This window comes from Paraburkholderia sp. BL23I1N1, assembly GCF_003610295.1.
GTDB lineage: Bacteria > Pseudomonadota > Gammaproteobacteria > Burkholderiales > Burkholderiaceae > Paraburkholderia.
This window is the reverse complement of sequence record NZ_RAPV01000001.1, coordinates 1,267,475-1,286,999: the sequence shown is the minus strand read 5'-3', so window position 1 is coordinate 1,286,999 and position 19,525 is coordinate 1,267,475. Positions and strand designations below refer to the sequence as shown.

The window sequence follows — 19,525 nt, the reverse complement described above, 5'->3', positions numbered from 1 at the left end:
GCTTACGCTTCCATCAGATGTTCGATACGCCTGTCGGGCACCAGCCACCACGCCGCGGCCAGCGTGTAGAGCGCAGCGGAGAGCCACGGCTGAACGAATGCGAGCGCCATGCCCGCCAGATAGATGACGACCGAAACCTTGCCCTTGAAGTCGTTGCCCACGGCTTTCGCGATCGTCGACTCCGTGCCGTGCTCGCGGATCAGCACGCGGGTCAGAATGAAATACGCAATCGCCGACATGAACAGCACCGCGCCGTACATCGCCGTCGGCCAGGCGGCGAGATGATTTGCGCCGACCCAATGCGTGACGGCCGGCAACAGCGACAGCCAGAACAAGAGATGGAGATTGGCCCACAGCACCGAGCCGTTGACCTTCTGCACGGCATGGAACAAGTGGTGATGATTGTTCCAGTAGATGCCGACATAAATGAAACTCAGCACATACGCGCAGAATACCGGGATCATGGGGCGCAGCGCGGCGAGATCGTAGCCGTCCGGCACCTTCAACTCAAGCACCATGATTGTGATGATGATGGCGATCACGCCATCGCTGAAGGCTTCGACGCGTCCCTTGCCCATCGGTCGGTTTCCTGGTTGTTTTATCGTGGTTGTGAAGAGATGCGCTTGCCGGCATGGCGCACGGCAATTGCCCGCCGGACTCGCAGGCAAACCCAGGCAGGCGCGCACGCCGCCGATTATCGGCGATGACAACGGCAGTTGTCGAATACCGGCTGGCCGCGTCGGCACGCGTCACCGTATCAGCGCGCCCCGCTCGCTTAGCAACTGACGAAGAATGCTGCGGTGACACCGGTTTTCGTCCTCGCAGTAACAACCGACGGAAAAGTTCGTCGTCTTTGACAATGCAGCAAGCAGGTCCAACACCTTGCTGTTATCGCTAGCATTCATCTCCGTCCGGAATTTTTTCGCGAACGCGGCCCAATCAACATCGCTGGTGATCGCCTTTGCTTCTTTGATCAATTCCGCATCCGGCGACAGACTGGGCAGCCACACATCGTAATAGTCGCGCGTGGCGAATTCCGTCTTGGGTACGCCGCGTGGCGGCCGCCGAACGGTGCCGATTCGCAGCCCTTCGTCGTCTGCCCTCGGAGACCCGAGCTGGACAATGCTGATGCTCATGTTTTGTTTTCCTGATTCGTGGCGAACTCGCGGCCGTCCCCGCCGGGTCGATAGACGCCACTCGCCGGTGGCTCTGCGTTGCAAGCTCAGCGTCTCAAGCCCTTCATCGCCTCGATTTCCATGGCTGCGTTGCGCTCTTCGCTCGCTTCGATCGGGTCCATCGCCTCGTCGATCGAAGACGCCGCGCGTTCCGCGGCTGCTTTCGTTTCGTCGAAATCGGGATCGAATTCTGCGTCTTCTGAGTCGTCATCGCCCGGGGGTTCCAGCATGTCTCGCAGCATGGACGCCAGTTCAGGCGTGTCCCACTCGGCGCCCTGTTGCTTCTGTTTTTTTATGTAGTGTCTGACTTCCGCGTCCTGTTCCGGGGTCAACGGAAGACCGCGAAAAGTGCTTTTAGGGTCGGCATCAGTCATGATCTTGCTCCAGGATACGTGCCAGTTCGAGTTTAATCCCGTTATGGCACCGTGATCTCAGCTATCGGTCATTGGCAATCAAGTTGTCTGGCGGCAGACGATGCTATTTGAGGCCGCCCGACGCCGTTTGGTCATCAGTCAGTGGCGAACACCAGGGTAGTAAACCGCCAGCCACACGCTCGGCTCCGTATCGCGTGTCCACGCCACCCGATGCCGGCAATGTGCTTCGATCAGCACGTGGTCGCCCGGCTTCATCGGATGCAGGTCGCGTTCACCTTCGAATTCGAGAGTCGCCGCGCCGCTCAGCAGCACAACCCACTCGGCGCGCGGACTGTCGTACCAGAAGCCTGGCGGGCTTGCGTGCCCTCGCGAGACGATCCGCTCGATGCTTACGCCGGCGTCTTCCAGGAGGGCGTCGACTTGCTCGTCAGGGCTCGCCGCCGTACCTGGATCGAAGAGATTGCCGCTACCGCTTATGCGTTTCATCGCTCGTGCTCCGGCTATGTCCGTCACCTGCGTTCGCTGCGCGCTTTCGTCCATCACGCCCGTCGCGCCCGCCGCGCCCGCCACCCGGCTCGTTGCCGGGCGCACTGCTTATTTCATCGGTTTGAGCCCATCGAGCAAGGTCGGCACCAGTTCGCTGATGGTCGGATGAATGTGCATGGCGTACTGCAAGGTCGGATAAGGCGCGCCGGCCGTCATGATGTCGATAAAGGTGTGCAGCGCTTCGTCGCCTTCGATGCCATGGATCGCCGCGCCAAGAATCTGTTTGCTGCCCGCGTCCACCAGCACCTTCATGAAGCCGTCAGTCTCGCCGCGTTCGCGGGCGCGACCCACCCGCGTCATCGGCATGGTGGCGATCAGCACGTCGCGGCCGTCCTTGCGCACGTCGGCCTCCGAGAGTCCGACGCGTGCGAGTGGCGGGTCGACGAACACCGCATACGCCATGATTCGCGTGTCGACGCTGCGCGTGCCGCCGTCGAGCAGATTCGCCGCGACGATCTGGAAATCATCGTAGGACGTGTGGGTAAAGGCGCCGCGCCCATTGACGTCGCCGATCGCCCAGATGCCTGGCACGTTGGTGCGCAACTGGCCGTCGACGGGAATCGTGCCGTGCCTGTCCGTCGCGATGCCGGCGGCGGCGAGGCCGAGGTCGTCGGTATTCGGCTCGCGGCCAGTGGCGAACAGCAAGTGCGATGCTTCGAGGGCGGGAATGTTCTGCTCAAAGCCAATGCACACCTCGTTGTCGCGATGCGGATGCGGCTCGACCCGCGAAGGCTGCACGCCGAAGACAAACTCGACGCCTTCACGCGCCAGCACCTTCTGCACAGAGCTGGCGAAGTCGGCATCCTCGCGCGTGAGCACGCGCTCGCCGCGCACCAGCACCGTCACGCGGCTGCCGAAGCGGCGAAAAATCTGCGCGAATTCGAGCGCGATATAGCTGCTGCCGACAATCGCCAGATGGTCCGGCAATTCCGTCAGTTCGAGCAGGTTGGAGTTGGTGTAGTAGCGAATTCGCTCGAGCCCTTCGAGCGGCGGCACGACCGCGCGCGTACCGGTATTGATGAAGATTTCGTCGGCGCTGAGTTCAATTGGCGCCGCGCCGTCCGAGCCGCTGATGGTAAGCGCATGCGCGCCGGTGAAGCGTGCGTGGCCATTGAAGACGGTGACGTTATCCGTGCCGCGCAGCCATTTCTCGACGCCGTCGCGCGACTGGCCGATGATCCGATCCTTGCGCGCCTTGACCGCGGCCAGATCGACGCTGACCGCGCCGCTCACCTGCACGCCGAGATCCGCCGCGTGGCGCGCCACGTGGGCTGCTCGGGCGCTCGCCACATAAGACTTGGTGGGCGTGCAGCCGACATTTACACAGGTTCCGCCAAACGCCCCACGTTCAATGACCGCAGTTTTACGGCCGCTTTGACCGAGACGGACAGCGAGCGGCGCACCGCCCTGTCCCGTGCCGATCACAACTGCGTCGAAGTGCTGTGGCATGGCAGATCTCCCGAGGCTGGGGTGCAGGTCGTAGCATCTTACCCTCACTGCCTCGCGTTGCCGTGATCGCCTTTTCTGATGGTTTCTGTTGCGCGCTGCAAGCGGGCGCTCCGGCTCGCAATTTTTATTCACCCCGCCGCGGGGCCGGCGCTACCCGATTGGCGTGGATTGCGCGTGGTGGTGTTCAGGCGTGGCAGTGCACGGCGCAGATCAATTCGCGCGAACGTTGCAACGCGGCCTGGGCGCCGCGCGCCGCGACGACCCAGCCGACCTGTCCGAGGTTGAAATCCTGCGACACCATCACCTGCATGAGGGCGACCATCGGCAGGACCACCGATGGCCGATAAAGCTGGTTTCTGATCAAGGCTGGTATAACGGGTCCCATCGCGGCTCCCATTGCGCAGGGCCGCTTCGGCACAGCGCGGAATTACATTCGATGGGAGGATTTTAGGGAGATCAGGGATCCGGATAAATACCAGGAACGCGAAGGCAGTTGTTCGTCAAACTGAACAATCGAATCTGGCCTCTTGCGGCGGGAAGGTCCGATTGACGTGAATGCCGTATTAGCCCGCCTGGCAATGTGGGTTTGCGGCGCCGCTGGCCATGGCCGGCGGCGCCAGGACAGTCAGGACGCGCCGGCCAGCCCCATCTGCGCGTCATGCAAGCAACGCGCATACGCACTCGCCCCCACGGGCCGGCTATAAAAATACCCCTGCTGCTTGTCGCAAGCAATTTTGCGCAAAAAACGCCGCCTGTTCGGCAGTCTCCACACCCTCAGCAGTGACATTCATGCCGAGCGAATGGGCCATCGCCACCACCGCCTGCGTGATCGCAATCGAATCGCGATGATCCGGCAATCCAGCGACGAAAGACCGATCGATCTTCAGGTTATGCAGCGGAAACCGCTTCAAATACGACAGCGACGAATAACCGGTGCCGAAATCGTCGACGGAAATCCGCACGCCCATCGCGTTCAACGCCGTGAGCATCGGCAAAACGGCGTCGCTGTCGCTCATCAACAGGCGCTCGGTAATCTCCAGTTCCAGCGCCTCCGGTTCGAGTCCGGACTGCTCGAGACAGCGCTCGATCCGCTCCACCAGGCCGCCTTTGAACTGGCGGGGCGACAGGTTCACCGCGACGATCAAATCCGGCGCCAGCGTGCGCCGCCATAGCGCGACCTGCTCGCAGGCCCGCGCCAGCACCCAGGCGCCGATCTCGACGATCAGCCCGGCGTCTTCGGCGACGGGGATGAATTCCACGGGCGAGACATTCCCCAACTCGGGGTTGTACCAGCGCAGCAGCGCTTCGGCGCCAATCGTGCGGCCGCATTTGCTGTCGACGATCGGCTGATACACGAGGCTCAGTTCGTCGCTGGCGAGCGCGCGCCGCAAGGCCTGCTCGATCATGAAGCGGCGTTGCAGATGCTGATTCAGCTCGACCGTGAAGAACTGAAAATTGTTGCGGCCGCATTGTTTCGCGTGGTACATCGCCGAGTCGGCGTTGCGCATCAGCGTGGCCACGTCCTGGCCGTCTTCGGGAAACAGACTGATGCCGATCGACGCGCCCATGTAGTACTCGTTGTCCGCCACCAGAAACGGCACCGCGATCGTGTCGAGAATGCGCTGGGCGAGCGCGATCAGATGGCCCGTGTTTTCATAAGCGCTGACCGCGATCACGAACTCGTCGCCGCCCACGCGCGCGAGCGTGTCGCCCTGAGCGACACATGCCGACAGACGCTCCGCCACGCTGCACAGAAGTGCGTCGCCCGCCTCGTGACCGGCGGTGTCGTTGACCTTCTTGAAACCGTCCAGATCGACGAACAGCACGGCGACCCGCGCCAGCTCGCCCGTCCCGGCCACGCCGCCTGGCTCGAACAGATCGCCCATTCGCTCGGCCAGGTAGGCGCGATTGTAGAGACCGGTGAGCGGATCGCGGGTGGCCAGAAACTTGAGCTGCCGTTGCGCCTCGCGCACCGGTCCGATGTCGGTAAACGAGATCAGCACCGAACTGGGTTCACTGTCGCCCGTTTTGATGATCGGCACGACATTCTCAGTAATCCAGACGACATCGCCGTCGATCAGCTCCAGACCGATCGTGATACCGAGCAGCGGTTTGCCGGTCTCCAGCACCTGAGTGGTCGGGCGATCGGCATCGGTGACGATGGAACCGTCTTCGTGATACGCGCGCACCATCACCGTCAGAATATCGTGGCCGGTCAGGTCGGCGCCCGCGCGCAGAATGCGTTGCGCACTCGGATTGCAAGCCAGCACCACGCCCTCGCGCGACTGCACGACTATGCCTTCGTTCAGATGATTCACCACCAGCCGGTGGTGCTCCTCGCTGTGCGCGAGGCGTTGCGCCATGGCGTCCTGATGAACGGCAAGACCGACACTGTGGCCGATGTCATAGAGCATCGCCGCTTCTTCGGCACTCGGCCGGCGCGACGTGCGGTGATAGACCGCGAACGCGCCCAGCACCGTGCCGGCATCGTTTTCAAACGGCACCGACCAGCACGCGCGCAAACCGAGCGGCAACGCGAGGTGGCGGAAATCGGCCCACAGCGGATCGGTTTCGATATCTTCGACGGCGACCATGCGCCGCTCGTACATCGCGGTGCCGCAGGATCCGGCCCGTGGGCCGATCGCGACGCCGTCGATCGCGGCGCTGAAGTCTGCCGGCAGCGATGGCGCGCCGCCCACGCGCGCGCGGATGCCGTCCGCGTCCAGAAGCAGGATCGAACAGGTCGCGCCTTCGCCGAGCAGCGCTTCCGCGCGGCGGCATACTTCGTCGAGCAATTCCGGCAGCGGGGTGTTGCGCGTGATCAGCCGCAACACCGTACGCTCCGACGCCAGCACCCCTTCGGCCACATTCGGCCCGTAGCGGGTGCCCTCAGGCGTTGCTCCCATCGTGTAATCCGACGTCGCTTCGCGTTTCATCTGTGCGCCCCCTAACCCCCACATCGGCAAGTTAGTGTACGCGGCACACCGGGGTTTACGCGAGACCGGCGTACTTTAATCGTGATGCATAGCGCACAAAGCGCATGATCCGGCCGACCATCCGGTCAACTAATGAAGCGGCAACATCATTAACACGGCGGATTCGGTGGTCGCGGTGGTCGCGGCGAGACCCGCCATGAGAGCGGTTATTTCCGCCGCGTTGCCGACCTTCCGGTGGATGACCACCGGCATTGCCCGGCTACTGCCCGCCTGATGGACGACCGCTCGTGTTCCCCGGTGGTCGACTGCCCCCATTGCCGGGTGGACGTCCACCCGGATTACCTGGCTGCTGGCCGCCTGGTGGGCGCCCGCCTGCATTGCCCGGCGGCCGGCCGCCCGGATTACCCGGTCGCTGGCTACCTGGTGGACGCCCGCCTGGATTACCCGGCTGCTGACCGCCCGGTGGCCGACCGCCCACGTTCCCCGGCGGCGGCCCTCCTGGCGGACGGCCCTCTGGTGGCCGTCCGGCACCGGGTCTCGGCGGCGGCGGCCGATGATGATGCGCCCAGCGGGATTGCTGGCTGTACCACGGCCGTCCCCGATAGTAGTTGCCCCAGTAAGTGCCAATCGAAAACGTCACAATCGGCAGCCCGATCACCGTGCCGTAGTTCATCACCGGCACATTGCTGCCTTGATAGGGATAGCTGAGCCGCGCCGCATAGACCCAACCGCGCAGGTTCGGAGCGGCAACGTCACACCATTGGTAATTGCTGATGCAACCCATCACCGTAAGCGGGACGCCACCCGGCAACTGCGTCACGATCGGGTAATCCGGAGCCGGCCCGGCGCGTACGTTGACCGAGCTGTTCGTGTAAGCCTGCGACTGCGCAGAAGCCACTGCCGGCAGCGCCAGCAAACCGGCCGCCGCGTAAAGCCATGGCACGAGGTGTTGTTTCATTCGTTCTCCCGTTTTCACGTTCCGCCTGGGTGCCCACTCCTTTCCGCGGCCCGCGCAAGGCAAGATTTCGTAATCACCTACCCGAATTCACGCTGTTCTCGGGCGTCTGTTTTCCGGTGACTCGGCCGATCATCCCTTGCATGAAAAATCCATGCACTGCCGGGACCACCATGAAAAATTTCCGCCCAATCTTTGCCGCCGCACTGATGCTGACGCATCTGTCCGCTCACGCTACCAGCTTCGATTGCAACAGGGGACGCTCGCTCACCGAACGGATGATCTGCAACGACCCCGCGCTTTCGAAGCTCGATGACACGCTGGGGCAACTGTACTGGAAAGCACGGCGGCGAGTCATCAACCGTCGCGCTTTCCTCACCGACAGTGACAGCAAGTGGGCGTGGCGGGAAGCGAATTGCCGCGATGCGGCGTGTCTGGGGACGTGGTATGCGACGCGGATCGAAGAACTGCAACGGTTGATCGAAAGCATGCGAACGGGAACCGTGGAGAGGCCGGATGGACGCGCCGAACCGGACCCGCAGCGTAAGGCGGTGATGCCCGCGCTACAACAGACCGAGACCGCGATGCTTCGATGCACCCCGGCGAATCCCGGGATCGTGATGAATGACCAGTGTTCGACAGTGCTCAAGGAGAACGCGGGTCGGTGGAAATATCAGCCACACGGCGGCGACTGGTTTTGCGGACTGGCTATGCTCGCGCCGGCGGAAACGCAATAGCGTTACCTGCCACTCCAGAACCGCCGCTGTACTGCCATCACCTCCTCTTCCACCTCGACCACCGGGCCGATGACCTCGACGGGCTTCTGGCAGTGGTCGAACACGTACCGGCAATCCACGCTCATGGTCGGATTCTCGGCATGATCGCCGGTCGCCTCCAGCAGGCGCTTCTCGGTCATGCCAAACACGACACGGCCGATGTTGGCCCAATGCATCGTGCCGGCACACATGCAGCAAGGCTCGACCGATGTGTACAACGTGCAACTCCACAAGTACTCGGGCGTGAAATTCAACGCCGCCACGCGCGCCAGCACCGACTCGGCGTGATTGACCGTGTCGACGTTGCCCTGCTCCATCAACACGGTCTCCTGATCCGGACCGATCAGCACCGCGCCGAACGGATGGTGCCCCAGCAGGGTCGCCCGTTCGGCCACCCTGCTCGAATGCCGCAGATGCCGTACGATCTGCTCCGGCGTCGGCGATAAACCCTGCGGCGGATAGCTTGCCGCCGCGCCTGCAGCGCCGGCATTGTTCGGGACGGTAAGACTCACGGGCGATCTCCTTTAACTTTAATAATAGCTAGGCAAACCAGGCAATTCGTTACTTCGGCAGCGAACCATCCACGCCTTGCACGAACCAGTTCAAACGCAGCAGTTCCACGTCGCTCAACGACTTGCCCGCGGCGACCTTCACCACGCCGGACTGATCCGCGATCGGACCGGCAAACGGATTGAACTTGCCCGAGATGATGTCGTCACGCTTCTGGTTCAACGCCTTTTGCGCCGCCGGCGACACCGCGTCCGTGTTGATGTCGGCCAGATCGATCGCTTTCTCTTTCAGCCCCCACCACACCGGCGAATTGCTCCAGGTACCCGCCATCACCTGCTCCACCAGATGCGTGTAATACACGCCCCAGTTGCTCACACATGCGCCGAGCTGCGCGTTCGGCCCGAACTTCTTCATGTCGGAGTCCCAACCGAATGCATGCACTTTCTTCTGCTCGGCCGTCTGCATCGTCGCCGTCGAATCGGTGTTCTGGATCAGCACGTCGGCGCCCTGGCCGATCAGCGTCTCGGCGGCCTGCTTTTCGCGGCCCGGATCGAACCAGCTGTTGATCCACACCACCTTCACGCGCGCGTTCGGGTTGACCGAGCGCGCGCCCATCGTGAACGCGTTGATGTTGCGCACCACCTCCGGCACCGGCACCGAGCCGACAAAGCCGAGCGTGTTGGACTTCGTCGTATAACCGGCGACCAGCCCGGCCAGGTAGGCGCTCTGGTAGGTCCGCACGTCATAGGTGGCGAAGTTGGCGGCCTTCTTGTAGCCGGTTGCATGTTCGAACACGGCGTCCGGGAAGTCTTTGGCGACCTTCAGTTCGAAATCCTGGAAGCCGAAGCTCGAGCCGACCACGATCTTGTTGCCTTTGGACGCCAGATCGCGAAACACGCGCTCCGAATCCGCCGACTCCGGCACGTTCTCGACGCGCGTCACCTTGATCTTGTCGCCGAATTTCGCCTCGACCTCTTTCACGCCCTGCTCGTGGGCGTAGGTCCAGCCGGCGTCGCCCGGATTACCGAGGTAGACGAAGGCGATGCCGAGCGGCTGCGTGCTCGCGGCGGCCGCCGCTCCGGCGGCAAACGCGAGGGACGCGCCAAGCGCTGCGGCGAGAAGGGTCCGCACGGTTTTGATGCGCAATGAGTGATGCCGCACTCGCGCCAGCGTTGCTTTCATGAATTCTCCGAAGTTGGTTTCCAGGTGCCGGCCACAACGCCCGGGACTGCCCCGGGCGAAGCTCCAGCATAGGGGGCCATATTCGAAGGTCAATTTCAGCGGAAAAATTATTTTCAGTTATCTCGCCCATAACGAAATACTTATTTTGGTACCCATAAAACATGTTCGATACTATCGAACATGTACATCGACAAAGTGGTACGGCAAGCGCTCAGCGCAAGCGCAATATCACTTACACCAACCCGTAACACTCTTTCGGAGAAACAAAATGACTCGCTTCCAAGGTAAATCGGTTCTCGTCACCGGCGGCAGCAGCGGTATCGGCTTTGCAACCGCGAAGGCGTTTGCCGACGAAGGCGCCCGTGTCGTCATTACCGGCCGCGACGCTGACGCGCTCGAAACCGCGAAGGCGGCACTCGGCGCCAACGCTATCGCCGTGCGTAACGACGCCGGCTCGATCGCTTCGGCGCGCGAACTGGCGGCAGCAATCAGCGCCGCCGGTATCCGGCTCGATGCGGTGTTTGTGAACGCCGGCACCGCGAAGTTCGCCGCCTTCCCGGATGTCGACGAAGCCTTCTGGGACGCGATGTTCAACACGAATGTCAAAGGCGCCTACTTCCAGATCCAGTCGCTGCTGCCCTTGCTCAATCGTGGCGCTTCGATCGTCATCAACGGTTCGATCAACGCGCGTATCGGCATGCCGGCCTCCTCGGTCTATGCCGCGAGCAAGGCGGCGGTGATCTCGCTGGCCAGGACGTTGTCGTCGGAATTGCTGCCCCTGGGTGTGCGCGTCAACGTCGTGAGTCCGGGACCGGTGCAAACGCCGCTGTACGGCAAGCTCGGTCTCGACGCCGCTACGCTCGAAGCAACCGCCGCGCAGATTCTCAGCCAGATTCCGGCCGGGCGCTTCGGCACGCCGGAGGAGATCGCCTCGACGGTGCTGCACCTGGCGGCGCCGGAGTCGGCCTTTATCGTCGGCACGGAAATCATCGCCGATGGCGGTATGAGCCAGCTTTAAGACCACAGGCGGAGCGGTCGCGGCAGAGGCATGACGCGGCCGCCGGCCGCCGGGAAACACGCGAGGGGGCAACGGTCGCCCTCGCGCCGGACTCAGCCGCAACGCAATTCAGTGAACCTGTGGCGGCGGGTCCGCCTGCTCATCGTCGGGCGGACCGTCTTCGCCGAACAATTCCGCACACAAGCCCAGGCCGATCTCGCTTAAGCGCGCCGTGCCCGTGCCTTCCTCGTTGAAGGTGGTATCCACCAGGCCGCCGTCGACCAGCGCCGTCAACTGCCGCCGCAGGCCGCTCATCGGCACGTTCGCCTGCTTGGAAAGCTTGGCGAGCGACCACGCGCCGCCAGGCGTTTCCTGATACGCGCGCCACAACTGCGCCAGCACGGCCACGAGCACCGGATCGAGATCGTCGTCTTCCATCGTGAATGTCTCCTCGCTCTTGTCGCTCTTTTTGCTTTCGTCGCTTTCCCAAGGACCTATCAAGCCATCTGCGCCACCAGTTCACCCAGCGTCTTCAAGGCCGCCTCGGTCTGCGCCGTCCACGGATAGCTGTAATTGAGCCGGATGAAATGGCGAAAATCGTCGCGCATCGAAAACATCATGCCCGGCCCGATTGTGATGCTGCGCGCGAGCGCCGCCTGATAGAGCCGCATCGAATCGACCCGTTCGGGTAATTCCACCCACAGCACGTACCCGCCTTGCGGCGTCGACATGCGCGTGCCTGCCGGAAAGAACCGCTGCACCATCGCCATCATGATGCTCGCCTGCTGCCGGTAGAGCTTGCGCACATGCCGCAGATGCCGGTCGTAGCCGTCCTGCCGAAGATAATCGGCAACGGCGACTTGCGGCACCGAAGGCGTAGTCAGCGTATTGAGAAACTTCAACTTCTCGACCTGCGCGCGGTAGCGCCCCGGCATCGCCCAACCGATCCGGTACGACGCGGTCAGGCTTTTCGAAAACGACGCGCAATGCAGCACCAGCCCCTTGGCATCGAAGTTCTTCAACGTCGACGGCCGCACCTCGCCGAAGTACAGCTCCTGATAGACATCGTTCTCGATAGCGGGAATCTCGTGCGCGGCGAGCAGTTCGACCAGTTGCCGCTTGCGCGCGTCCGGCATCTGGAAGCCGAGCGGATTCTGGAAGTTCGGCATCACCATGCACGCGGCGATCTTCTGCCGGGCGATGATCTCAGCCAACGCTTCGATATCGATGCCGTGGACCGGATGCGTCGCCACTTCGATGGCGCGCATGCCGAGACGCTCGATGGCGTGCAGCATCGCGTAGTAAGTGGGCGATTCGACGGCGACCGTATCGCCCGGCTTGGCGACTGCCTGCAAGCTGAGGTTGATCGCCTCGGTCGCGCCGAGCGTGATGACGATTTCGTCCGGATCGACCGGCACGCCGTTTTCGGCATAGCGCCGCGCGATCTGTCGGATCAGCTCGGGATTGCCGGGCGGCAGGTCGTCGATCAGATTCCAGCTCGCGTGGCGCCGGGCGATCGCGTTCGCGTACTGGTTGATGCGCCGCCATGGGAACAGTGACGGATCGGGGTACGGCGAGCCGAGCGGCACGGCGTCGTGCGCGCGGATGCTGCGCAGGGTCGACAGCACGAGCCGGCTCACGTCGACCGCGGCGGCCACCGGCGGTGTTTGGGCCGCCGGCTGGCGGCTCAGACGCGGCTCATTGAGTGCGGCCGCCGTCGCCGCCACCACGTCACCACGCACGAAATAGCCCGACTGCGGACGGGTCTCGACTATCCCCCGGCTTTCCAGCAATGCGTACGCGTGCAGCACGGTCTTGATGCTAACGCCATGCTGCTGGCTCGCCTGCCGTACCGACGGAATCCGCTCGCCCGCCGCGAATACGCCGCGGCGCACGGCTTCGGTCATTTCATCGGCGAGTTTTTCGTACAGTGTCAAGGACCGGGCTCGAACAAACGCGTGGGCGGGAACACCAGTCTATGACAAATATCCCGCAACTGTATCCCTTCCCTTTCCGATTTTCTGTATGCTGCGCTGCTTTTGGAACACAGTAGGCTTCTGTGCATCGGCATAAAAGCCTCGCTCAAGTCACCCAAGCCACATCCCGCGGCAAGATCATGAAGAAACCCGAAGCTCGCATCGAACCGTATACGCATCCCGCCGCCGGCTGGGGCGCCCTCAAATACGTCGCCATCAACCTCCTCAAGGAAAAGGTGACAGGCGGCGACTACCGGATGCTGCTCAAGCAGAATCAGCCGGACGGCTTCGACTGCCCGGGGTGCGCATGGCCGGATCGCGAGCATGCGTCGACCTTCGAGTTCTGCGAGAACGGCGTCAAGGCGGTGGCCGCCGAGGCAACCAGCAAGCGCGTGACGCCGGCGTTCTTCGAGCAACACACGGTCGAAGAACTGATGGCGCAGTCGGATTTCGAACTGGAACAACACGGCCGCCTGACCGACCCGCTTGTCTACGACACCGTGCGCGACCGCTACGTGCCGATCGGCTGGGACGAAGCCTTCGACCTGATCGCCGCTCACCTGAAGCGGCTCGATAATCCCGACAGCGCCGCCTTCTACACGTCGGGCCGCGCCAGCAACGAAGCCGCCTTTCTGTACCAGTTGTTCGTGCGAATGTACGGCACCAACAATTTTCCCGATTGCTCGAACATGTGCCACGAAGCGACCAGCCGCGGCTTGCCGCACACGGTCGGCATCGGCAAGGGCACGGTCACGCTCGACGACTTCGAGCACGCCGACACGCTCCTGATCTTCGGCCAGAATCCGGCGACCAACCATCCACGGATGCTCGGCGAGCTACGCGAGTGCGCGAAGCGCGGCGCGACCATTGTGTCGATCAATCCGCTCAAGGAACGGGGACTCGAGCGCTTTGCCAGCCCGCAGCATCCGGTCGAGATGATCACGATGGGCAGCACGAAAATCAGCTCGGTATTCATCCGGCCGAAAGTCGGCGGCGATTTCGCGCTGATCAAGGGCGTCGCCAAGCGCGTGATCGAACTCGACGACGAAGCGTTGGCCTCCGGTCTCGCGCGTGTGCTCGACGTCGCGTTCATCGCCGAACACGCGGTCGGCTTCGACGCGTTCGCCGACGATTTGCGTGCCGAAAGCTGGGACGCCATCGTCGCCGAATCGGGCGTGCCGTTTGAAGACGTGCTGAAGCTTGCCGACATCTACGTGAAGGGCCGCGCGGTGATTTCGACGTGGGGCATGGGCCTCACGCAGCATAAGAACTCTGTGCCGACGGTGCAGATTCTGTCGAACCTGATGATGATGCGCGGCAATATCGGCCGTCGCGGCGCAGGTTTGTGCCCGGTGCGTGGACACTCGAATGTGCAGGGCGACCGCACGGTCGGCATTGAAGAACGGCCGACTCAGGCGTTCCTCGACCGGCTCGGTGAAGTCTACGATTTCGAGCCGCCGCGCGAGCATGGGCTCGACGTCGTCAACACGATCCAGGCGATGCTCGACGGCAAGGTGAAGGTGTTCATCGGCCTCGGCGGCAACTTCTCGATCGCGACGCCGGACACACCGCGTACGTGGGAAGCGATGCGTTCGTGCGATCTGACCGTGCACATCACGACCAAGCTGAACCGCAGCCACCTCGTACATGGCCGCGACGCACTGATTCTGCCGACGCTCGGGCGCACCGAAATCGATCTGCAAAACGGTGTGGCGCAAGGCGTAAGTGTCGAGGATTCGATGAGCATGGTGCACATCTCGTACGGCATGAACAAGCCGGCCTCGGAAAATCTGCTGTCGGAGATTGCGATCGTCGCGCGCATGGCGCACGCCACGCTCGGCAGCGGCAAGGTCGACTGGCTCGCCCAGGCCGCCGACTATGCGTTGATTCGCGACGGCATTGCGCAGGTGATCGAAGGTTTCCAGGACTACAACGAGCGGCTGAAGAACCCAGGCGGTTTTCACCTGGGTGTGGCTTCGCGCGAGCGGATCTGGAAAACGCCGAGCGGCAAGGCGCAATTCCTGGTGCACGCGATTGACGTCGACACGCCGATTCATCGGGCGCGCGCGGAGCACGGCGAGCGTCTGATGACCTTGATGACGACGCGTTCACATGATCAGTACAACACGACGATTTACGGCCTCGACGATCGTTATCGCGGCGTGTATGGACAGCGGCGCGTGCTGTTCGCCAACAAGGACGATCTTGCGATGCTGGGTTTCGCTGCGGGTCAGCGCGTGGATATCACAAGCGTATGGGCCGACGGGATCGAGCGTCACGCGGCCGGGTTCCTGCTGGTGGAGTACGACATTCCGCGCGGATGCCTCGGCGCTTACTACCCGGAAACCAATCCGTTGGTGCCGCTTTCTTCGGTGGCCGATGGCGCGGGCACGCCGACCTCGAAGTCGATTCCGGTGTTGTTGACGGAGTCGGCGGTGGTCGATGCGGTTGCTGCCTGAAGGTGTCGCTGCGGTGTCGCGTTGCAGTTGGCGAGCGCCACTCCTGGCGCTTGCCGCTCACGCCTGATTTTTCTTCAGATCGCGATACGTCAGATGTAAGCGCAGATCAAATTCAATCTGGTGGTAGCCCGGTTGCATGAACTCGCAAAGGCGGTAGAACGCCTTGTTGTGATCGCTCTCTTTCAGATGCGCGAGTTCATGCACGACGATCATCTTCAGAAATTCCGGCGCGGCGTCCTTGAATAGCGACGCAATGCGGATTTCCTTCTTCGCCTTCAGTTTGCCGCCCTGCACACGCGAAATGCTCGTGTGCAGGCCGAGCGCGTGGCGCACGACATCGAGCTTGCCGTCGTAGGCGACTTTATCGATTTGCGCACCGTTGCGAAGATGTTCGCGCTTCAGATCCGCGCAGTACTCGTACAGGGCCCGGTCTGTTTGCACCTCGTGCGTGTCGGGGTACCGCTTCGCCAGATAAGGACCCAGCTGCTCCTCGACTATCAGCTTTCTGACTTTTTCCTGCAGCGCCGGCGGGTAGCCGGTCAGGTATTTCAGGTGTTGCATGGTGGTGTTCTTTGCGATTGGCGACGGCACGGGTTGCGTGCCGCGCGGCAGAGGCGGTGCGACGCAATGACCTTGCTGCCGCTTTGCCGGGAACCAATTCATGTGCGTTGGAAGCTCGTTTGCGAGCGATCTTAATGCATACTTCGCGATTGTGCTGGTTGAATTTTTTGTTGCCAATATCTGACATATCAGTTACTGTGAACGTCAACACATCAAGGAACCGCCATGGACCACTACACGTCCAAAAATTTCACGCTCACGCAAAGCGTCGGTTTCACGCTGACCAAGGCGCGCAACCTGATCACCGGGGAAATGGACGCGGCGCTCAAGGACCTCGGCATCACCAGCCAGCAGATGGGCATCCTGCTTTCAATGCGACGCGGCGTGGCGTCCACACCGTTCGAACTGTCGAAGCTGCTCGGAATCGACACGGGCCTGATGACACGCATGCTGGACAAGCTGGAAACCAGCGGTTTGCTGGAACGCTCGCGCAGCGGCGACGATCGTCGCGTGGTCAATCTGACGCTGACGGCGAAGGGCGAAGAAATTGCGGCCCAGATTCCGGAAATCGCGCCGCAAGTGCTGAACGCCCGATTGAAGAAATTCACCAAGGCCGAGTTCGAGGAGTTGCGCCGCCTGCTTCGCAAATTCGTCGGCGACTGAGTCGCGCGGGGCGATTTTCGATCGAATACAAGAAACGATTCGGCGAATCCCGTCCGAAACGCTGGCGCGACGGATGTAGCGATTAGGACTGCCGGGGTATTTGAATTCAGGTATCGATGGAAGCGAAAAGCTTGCAGCGCCACCCCTGCTGTCAAACGGTCATGAAGACGGTGGCCGCGAATATGCCACTGTGTTCTCGCGAGTACTTGCGATATCAAGGGTCTCCTGGTGGAATCCGGCAAGCGACTTGCGGTGCGTGACACTGACAATCGCCGCTTCCGGCAGTCGTTCGGTCAACAGGCGATATAGATGCGCTTCGTTTTCCGTGTCGAGCGCACTCGTTGCTTCGTCGAGGAACACGTAGTCAGACTTGTGCATCAGCACGCGTGCAGCCGCTAGCCGCTGTTGCTCACCGGGAGAAAGAACGCGCCACCACGGGTGGGACTCGTTCAATCGGTCAATGTAGCCTTCAAGCCGGCACAGACGCAGCGCCTCGCAACATTCCTCGTCGCTGAAGCCGGCGGCCGCTGCGGGGTAAGTGAGCCCCGCCTTCAGGGTGCCCACCGGCAGGTAGCTCTGCTGCGGAACGAACATCATGCGCGCGCTCACAGGTGCGTCGATCGAGCCGTTTCCGAACGGCCACAGACCCGCCAGCGCGCGCAGCAGTGTGCTTTTGCCCGCGCCCGACGGCCCGCGCACGAGCCATCGCGAACCGGGCTCGACGACAATGTCGCGCACGCTCGCAAGTGTCTCGCCGTTGGGCAATGCAAGCGTGAGGTTGTGCGTGGCGAGTTGACTCTCGTCGACGTAATGCAGGTTGATGCCGCCATGCTCGGTGGCGGGCAACGCGGACTCTTTCAGATGAGGGTGTTCTATAGCGGCACGCCCGCTGATCTGATCAGCTTCGACGGTCAACCGGTCTACAGCACGATCCCTGGAACCGCGCTGGTATTCGCGAAGAACACGGACAGCGACGTATTCGTCTATACGCCGACAAAGACTCATTACTATCTGACCGCCGGCCGCTGGTTCTCAGCGTCCGCGCCCAGCGGTCCATGGACTTACGCGACCGACAAGCTGCCCGCCGATTTCGCCAAAATTCCCCGGGATAGCCCCGCTTCGCGCGTGCTCGCTTCGGTACCGGGCACCCCCGAGGCGAACGACGCGGTACTGCTCGCACAGATTCCAACGACCGTCGAGGTGAACCCTGTCGCAGCGGCGGCGGAGATCAAAGTCGCCTACAGCGGCGAGCCGCAATTCGCACCGATTGAAGGCACGCCGCTCGCCTATGCGACCAACACGCCCGACAAGATCATCAAGGTCCAGAATCACTATTACCTGTGTTCACGCGGCGTATGGTTCGACTCGCCATCGCCCAGCGGACCGTGGACGACCAGTACTTCTGTGCCGCAAGTGATTTATACGATCCCGCCGGCGTCGCCTGTCTATAACGTGACTTACGTGACCCAGCAGGTCGTGCCGGGCGGCACGGTTCAGGCGAGCTATACCGCCGGATATCTCGGCATGTTCATCGCCGGCGCCGCGATCGGTGCGATCGTGGCGCAAGGCAACGGTTATTACTATCCGCCTTATGTACGCATCGGCTACGGGCCGTATCCGGTCTACTATCCGCGTCCCGCGCCTTACGGGTATCCGGCTTATAACCCCTATACGGGTGCAAGCGGCGTACGTGGTGGCGTCTATGGTCCCGCTGGCAGCGCAAGATGGGGCGCTTCGTACAATCCTTATACGGGCACCTACGCACGCGGCGCGACGGCCTCGGGACGATACGGCAGCGCGAGCGTCGCCCAGGCCTATAACCCCTACACCGGCGCCTACGCGGCAACCCATCAGGGATCGAACGCCTACGGCCAATGGGGTAGCTCGATCGTGACGAAGGGCAATCAATGGGCCGCGGCGCAACACACCACCACCGCGAATGGCACGGTTGCGCGTTATCAGAATTCCGCAGGCGGCAACGCCGTCGCCGGCAGCACGGCGAACGGCCGCGCGGTCGCGGGTAAGACCGCTAACGGCGATCTGTATGCAGGACGGGACGGGAACGTCTACAAGAACACCAGCGGCAGTTGGCAGAAGTACGACAACGGCTCCTGGTCCACGGTGAACAAGCCGACTTCTCAATCGGTGTCCCAGGCAACTGCGCAAAAACCTGCAGGCACGCAAACACGGCAAACGGCAGGCACGGCGAACGCGCCCGCCCTTCAGCAGAACGCCCAGCCGAATCGCGCAACCAACACGCAATCCACCAACGCGGCAACCGCGGCGAAAAATACCCCGAACAATCAGCAGCCGCGTGCCGCTGCGGGCCAGCCCAATAACGTGCGGACGCCGCAGCAGACCACCCAGGCCAACCAGCAAGCGCGTTCTCCGGCGACGCCCACCGCTCAACCTCAAAGGTCCGCCGGTGGAATCAACCGGGCCAGTGCGCAACCCTCCTCCGCCGATCTTAATCAGGAGATGCAGAACCGGCAGCGAGGCGCCGCACAGACCCAACGCTACGCCCAATCCGCAGGCGCCGGTCGCGCCGCAGGCGGCGGCATGGGTGCGCGGGGTGGAGGATTTGGAGGTGGTGGAGGCGGTGGAGGCGGAGGTTTCCGCCGCTAGCAACGACGCCCGCCAGAAGCGCGCATGGCCTGTGGCAAACCAGGTGCCGCGACGAGATTGCGGCGGTGGCATGCCGCACCGTTGCACGTTGCTGAGAACGCCCCCAGGAACGTCGCAGTAAGTCTTCGCCGTGACATACACGGACGGCACGCACGGACAGCACGGCGCGATATTGGACCAAGGTCCAATTGTCTTTACGGGTCGTCAACACCACTATCTATTTCAATCGACGCGTCCTGCGACCGGTACCGACCGCACGATCACAGTCTTTTCACGCCGTGAACAATCCGGCGCGCGAACCACGTTCACACCGTGACGTCATTTCCCTGAATGGAGCACGA

The 19,525-nt window shown here is 62.5% G+C and carries 17 protein-coding genes and 2 pseudogenes; 5 read left to right on the top strand and 14 right to left on the bottom strand.

The genetic code is table 11. From position 1 onward, the window contains the following. Nucleotides 1-2 precede the first annotated feature (2 nt). The 8 genes and pseudogenes from B0G76_RS06040 to B0G76_RS06005 form a co-directional block, all read right to left on the bottom strand. Nucleotides 3-578 carry a TMEM175 family protein gene (locus B0G76_RS06040; protein ID WP_120290887.1) on the bottom strand — a complete coding sequence of 192 codons (576 nt, stop codon included), beginning with the start codon at nucleotides 576-578 and terminating at the stop codon, nucleotides 3-5. Between the two features lie 171 nt (nucleotides 579-749). Then, a complete protein-coding gene (locus B0G76_RS06035; protein WP_120290885.1) occupies nucleotides 750-1,136 on the bottom strand; it encodes a DUF488 domain-containing protein in 387 nt (128 codons plus the stop codon). Between the two features lie 86 nt (nucleotides 1,137-1,222). Continuing rightward, entirely contained in the window at nucleotides 1,223-1,549 is a 327-nt protein-coding gene (locus tag B0G76_RS06030) for a hypothetical protein (protein ID WP_120290883.1), read from the bottom strand. Between the two features lie 138 nt (nucleotides 1,550-1,687). Then, entirely contained in the window at nucleotides 1,688-2,035 is a 348-nt protein-coding gene (locus B0G76_RS06025) for a cupin domain-containing protein (protein WP_120296234.1), read from the bottom strand. 108 nt (nucleotides 2,036-2,143) lie between these two features. Beyond that, nucleotides 2,144-3,544: an FAD-containing oxidoreductase gene (locus tag B0G76_RS06020; protein ID WP_120290881.1), complete on the bottom strand. Its 1,401-nt coding sequence runs from the start codon at nucleotides 3,542-3,544 to the stop codon at nucleotides 2,144-2,146. Between the two features lie 184 nt (nucleotides 3,545-3,728). Continuing rightward, nucleotides 3,729-3,929, bottom strand: a complete 201-nt coding sequence (locus B0G76_RS06015) for a hypothetical protein (RefSeq protein ID WP_183082000.1) — start codon at nucleotides 3,927-3,929, stop codon at nucleotides 3,729-3,731. Nucleotides 3,930-4,169: 240 nt separating this feature from the next. Continuing rightward, a pseudogene (locus B0G76_RS06010) lies at nucleotides 4,170-6,480 on the bottom strand (putative bifunctional diguanylate cyclase/phosphodiesterase). Nucleotides 6,481-6,739: 259 nt separating this feature from the next. Further along, nucleotides 6,740-7,438, bottom strand: coding sequence for an SH3 domain-containing protein (locus B0G76_RS06005; RefSeq protein ID WP_120290879.1), 699 nt, complete (start codon nucleotides 7,436-7,438; stop codon nucleotides 6,740-6,742). Nucleotides 7,439-7,608: 170 nt separating this feature from the next. Here B0G76_RS06005 and B0G76_RS06000 point away from each other — a divergent pair, with 170 nt between their 5' ends. Further along, nucleotides 7,609-8,172: a lysozyme inhibitor LprI family protein gene (locus B0G76_RS06000; protein WP_120290877.1), complete on the top strand. Its 564-nt coding sequence runs from the start codon at nucleotides 7,609-7,611 to the stop codon at nucleotides 8,170-8,172. A 2-nt stretch (nucleotides 8,173-8,174) separates the two neighbouring features. On the opposite strand, the gene B0G76_RS05995 is transcribed toward B0G76_RS06000, so the two are convergent. After that, a complete protein-coding gene (locus B0G76_RS05995) occupies nucleotides 8,175-8,723 on the bottom strand; it encodes a nucleoside deaminase (RefSeq protein ID WP_120290875.1) in 549 nt (182 codons plus the stop codon). 49 nt (nucleotides 8,724-8,772) lie between these two features. Then, nucleotides 8,773-9,903: a BMP family ABC transporter substrate-binding protein gene (locus B0G76_RS05990; protein ID WP_120290873.1), complete on the bottom strand. Its 1,131-nt coding sequence runs from the start codon at nucleotides 9,901-9,903 to the stop codon at nucleotides 8,773-8,775. A gap of 268 nt (nucleotides 9,904-10,171) precedes the next feature. Between B0G76_RS05990 and B0G76_RS05985 the strand changes: the two genes are divergently transcribed. Next, complete coding sequence (locus tag B0G76_RS05985) at nucleotides 10,172-10,921, top strand: SDR family oxidoreductase (RefSeq protein WP_120290871.1); 750 nt, start codon at nucleotides 10,172-10,174, stop codon at nucleotides 10,919-10,921. A gap of 108 nt (nucleotides 10,922-11,029) precedes the next feature. On the opposite strand, the gene B0G76_RS05980 is transcribed toward B0G76_RS05985, so the two are convergent. Continuing rightward, nucleotides 11,030-11,338 (bottom strand): helix-turn-helix domain-containing protein, encoded by a 309-nt coding sequence (locus B0G76_RS05980; protein ID WP_120290869.1) that lies wholly within the window; start codon nucleotides 11,336-11,338, stop codon nucleotides 11,030-11,032. A 59-nt stretch (nucleotides 11,339-11,397) separates the two neighbouring features. Next, nucleotides 11,398-12,837, bottom strand: coding sequence for a PLP-dependent aminotransferase family protein (locus B0G76_RS05975; RefSeq protein WP_120290867.1), 1,440 nt, complete (start codon nucleotides 12,835-12,837; stop codon nucleotides 11,398-11,400). A gap of 179 nt (nucleotides 12,838-13,016) precedes the next feature. Here B0G76_RS05975 and B0G76_RS05970 point away from each other — a divergent pair, with 179 nt between their 5' ends. Continuing rightward, a complete protein-coding gene (locus tag B0G76_RS05970; protein ID WP_120290865.1) occupies nucleotides 13,017-15,335 on the top strand; it encodes an FdhF/YdeP family oxidoreductase in 2,319 nt (772 codons plus the stop codon). A 57-nt stretch (nucleotides 15,336-15,392) separates the two neighbouring features. Here B0G76_RS05970 and B0G76_RS05965 read toward each other — a convergent pair whose 3' ends face one another. Further along, nucleotides 15,393-15,896: a M48 family metallopeptidase gene (locus tag B0G76_RS05965; protein WP_120296233.1), complete on the bottom strand. Its 504-nt coding sequence runs from the start codon at nucleotides 15,894-15,896 to the stop codon at nucleotides 15,393-15,395. Between the two features lie 225 nt (nucleotides 15,897-16,121). Here B0G76_RS05965 and B0G76_RS05960 point away from each other — a divergent pair, with 225 nt between their 5' ends. After that, nucleotides 16,122-16,559, top strand: a complete 438-nt coding sequence (locus B0G76_RS05960) for a MarR family winged helix-turn-helix transcriptional regulator (RefSeq protein WP_120290863.1) — start codon at nucleotides 16,122-16,124, stop codon at nucleotides 16,557-16,559. A gap of 159 nt (nucleotides 16,560-16,718) precedes the next feature. On the opposite strand, the pseudogene B0G76_RS05955 reads toward B0G76_RS05960, so the two are convergent. Beyond that, nucleotides 16,719-17,423, bottom strand: a pseudogene (locus tag B0G76_RS05955) (ATP-binding cassette domain-containing protein); the annotation flags it as partial. On the opposite strand from B0G76_RS05955, the gene B0G76_RS05950 reads away from it, so the two are divergent. Beyond that, a complete protein-coding gene (locus tag B0G76_RS05950; RefSeq protein ID WP_147394008.1) occupies nucleotides 17,421-19,184 on the top strand; it encodes a hypothetical protein in 1,764 nt (587 codons plus the stop codon). The pseudogene B0G76_RS05955 and the gene B0G76_RS05950 overlap by 3 nt on opposite strands. The last annotated feature ends 341 nt before the right edge of the window (nucleotides 19,185-19,525 follow it).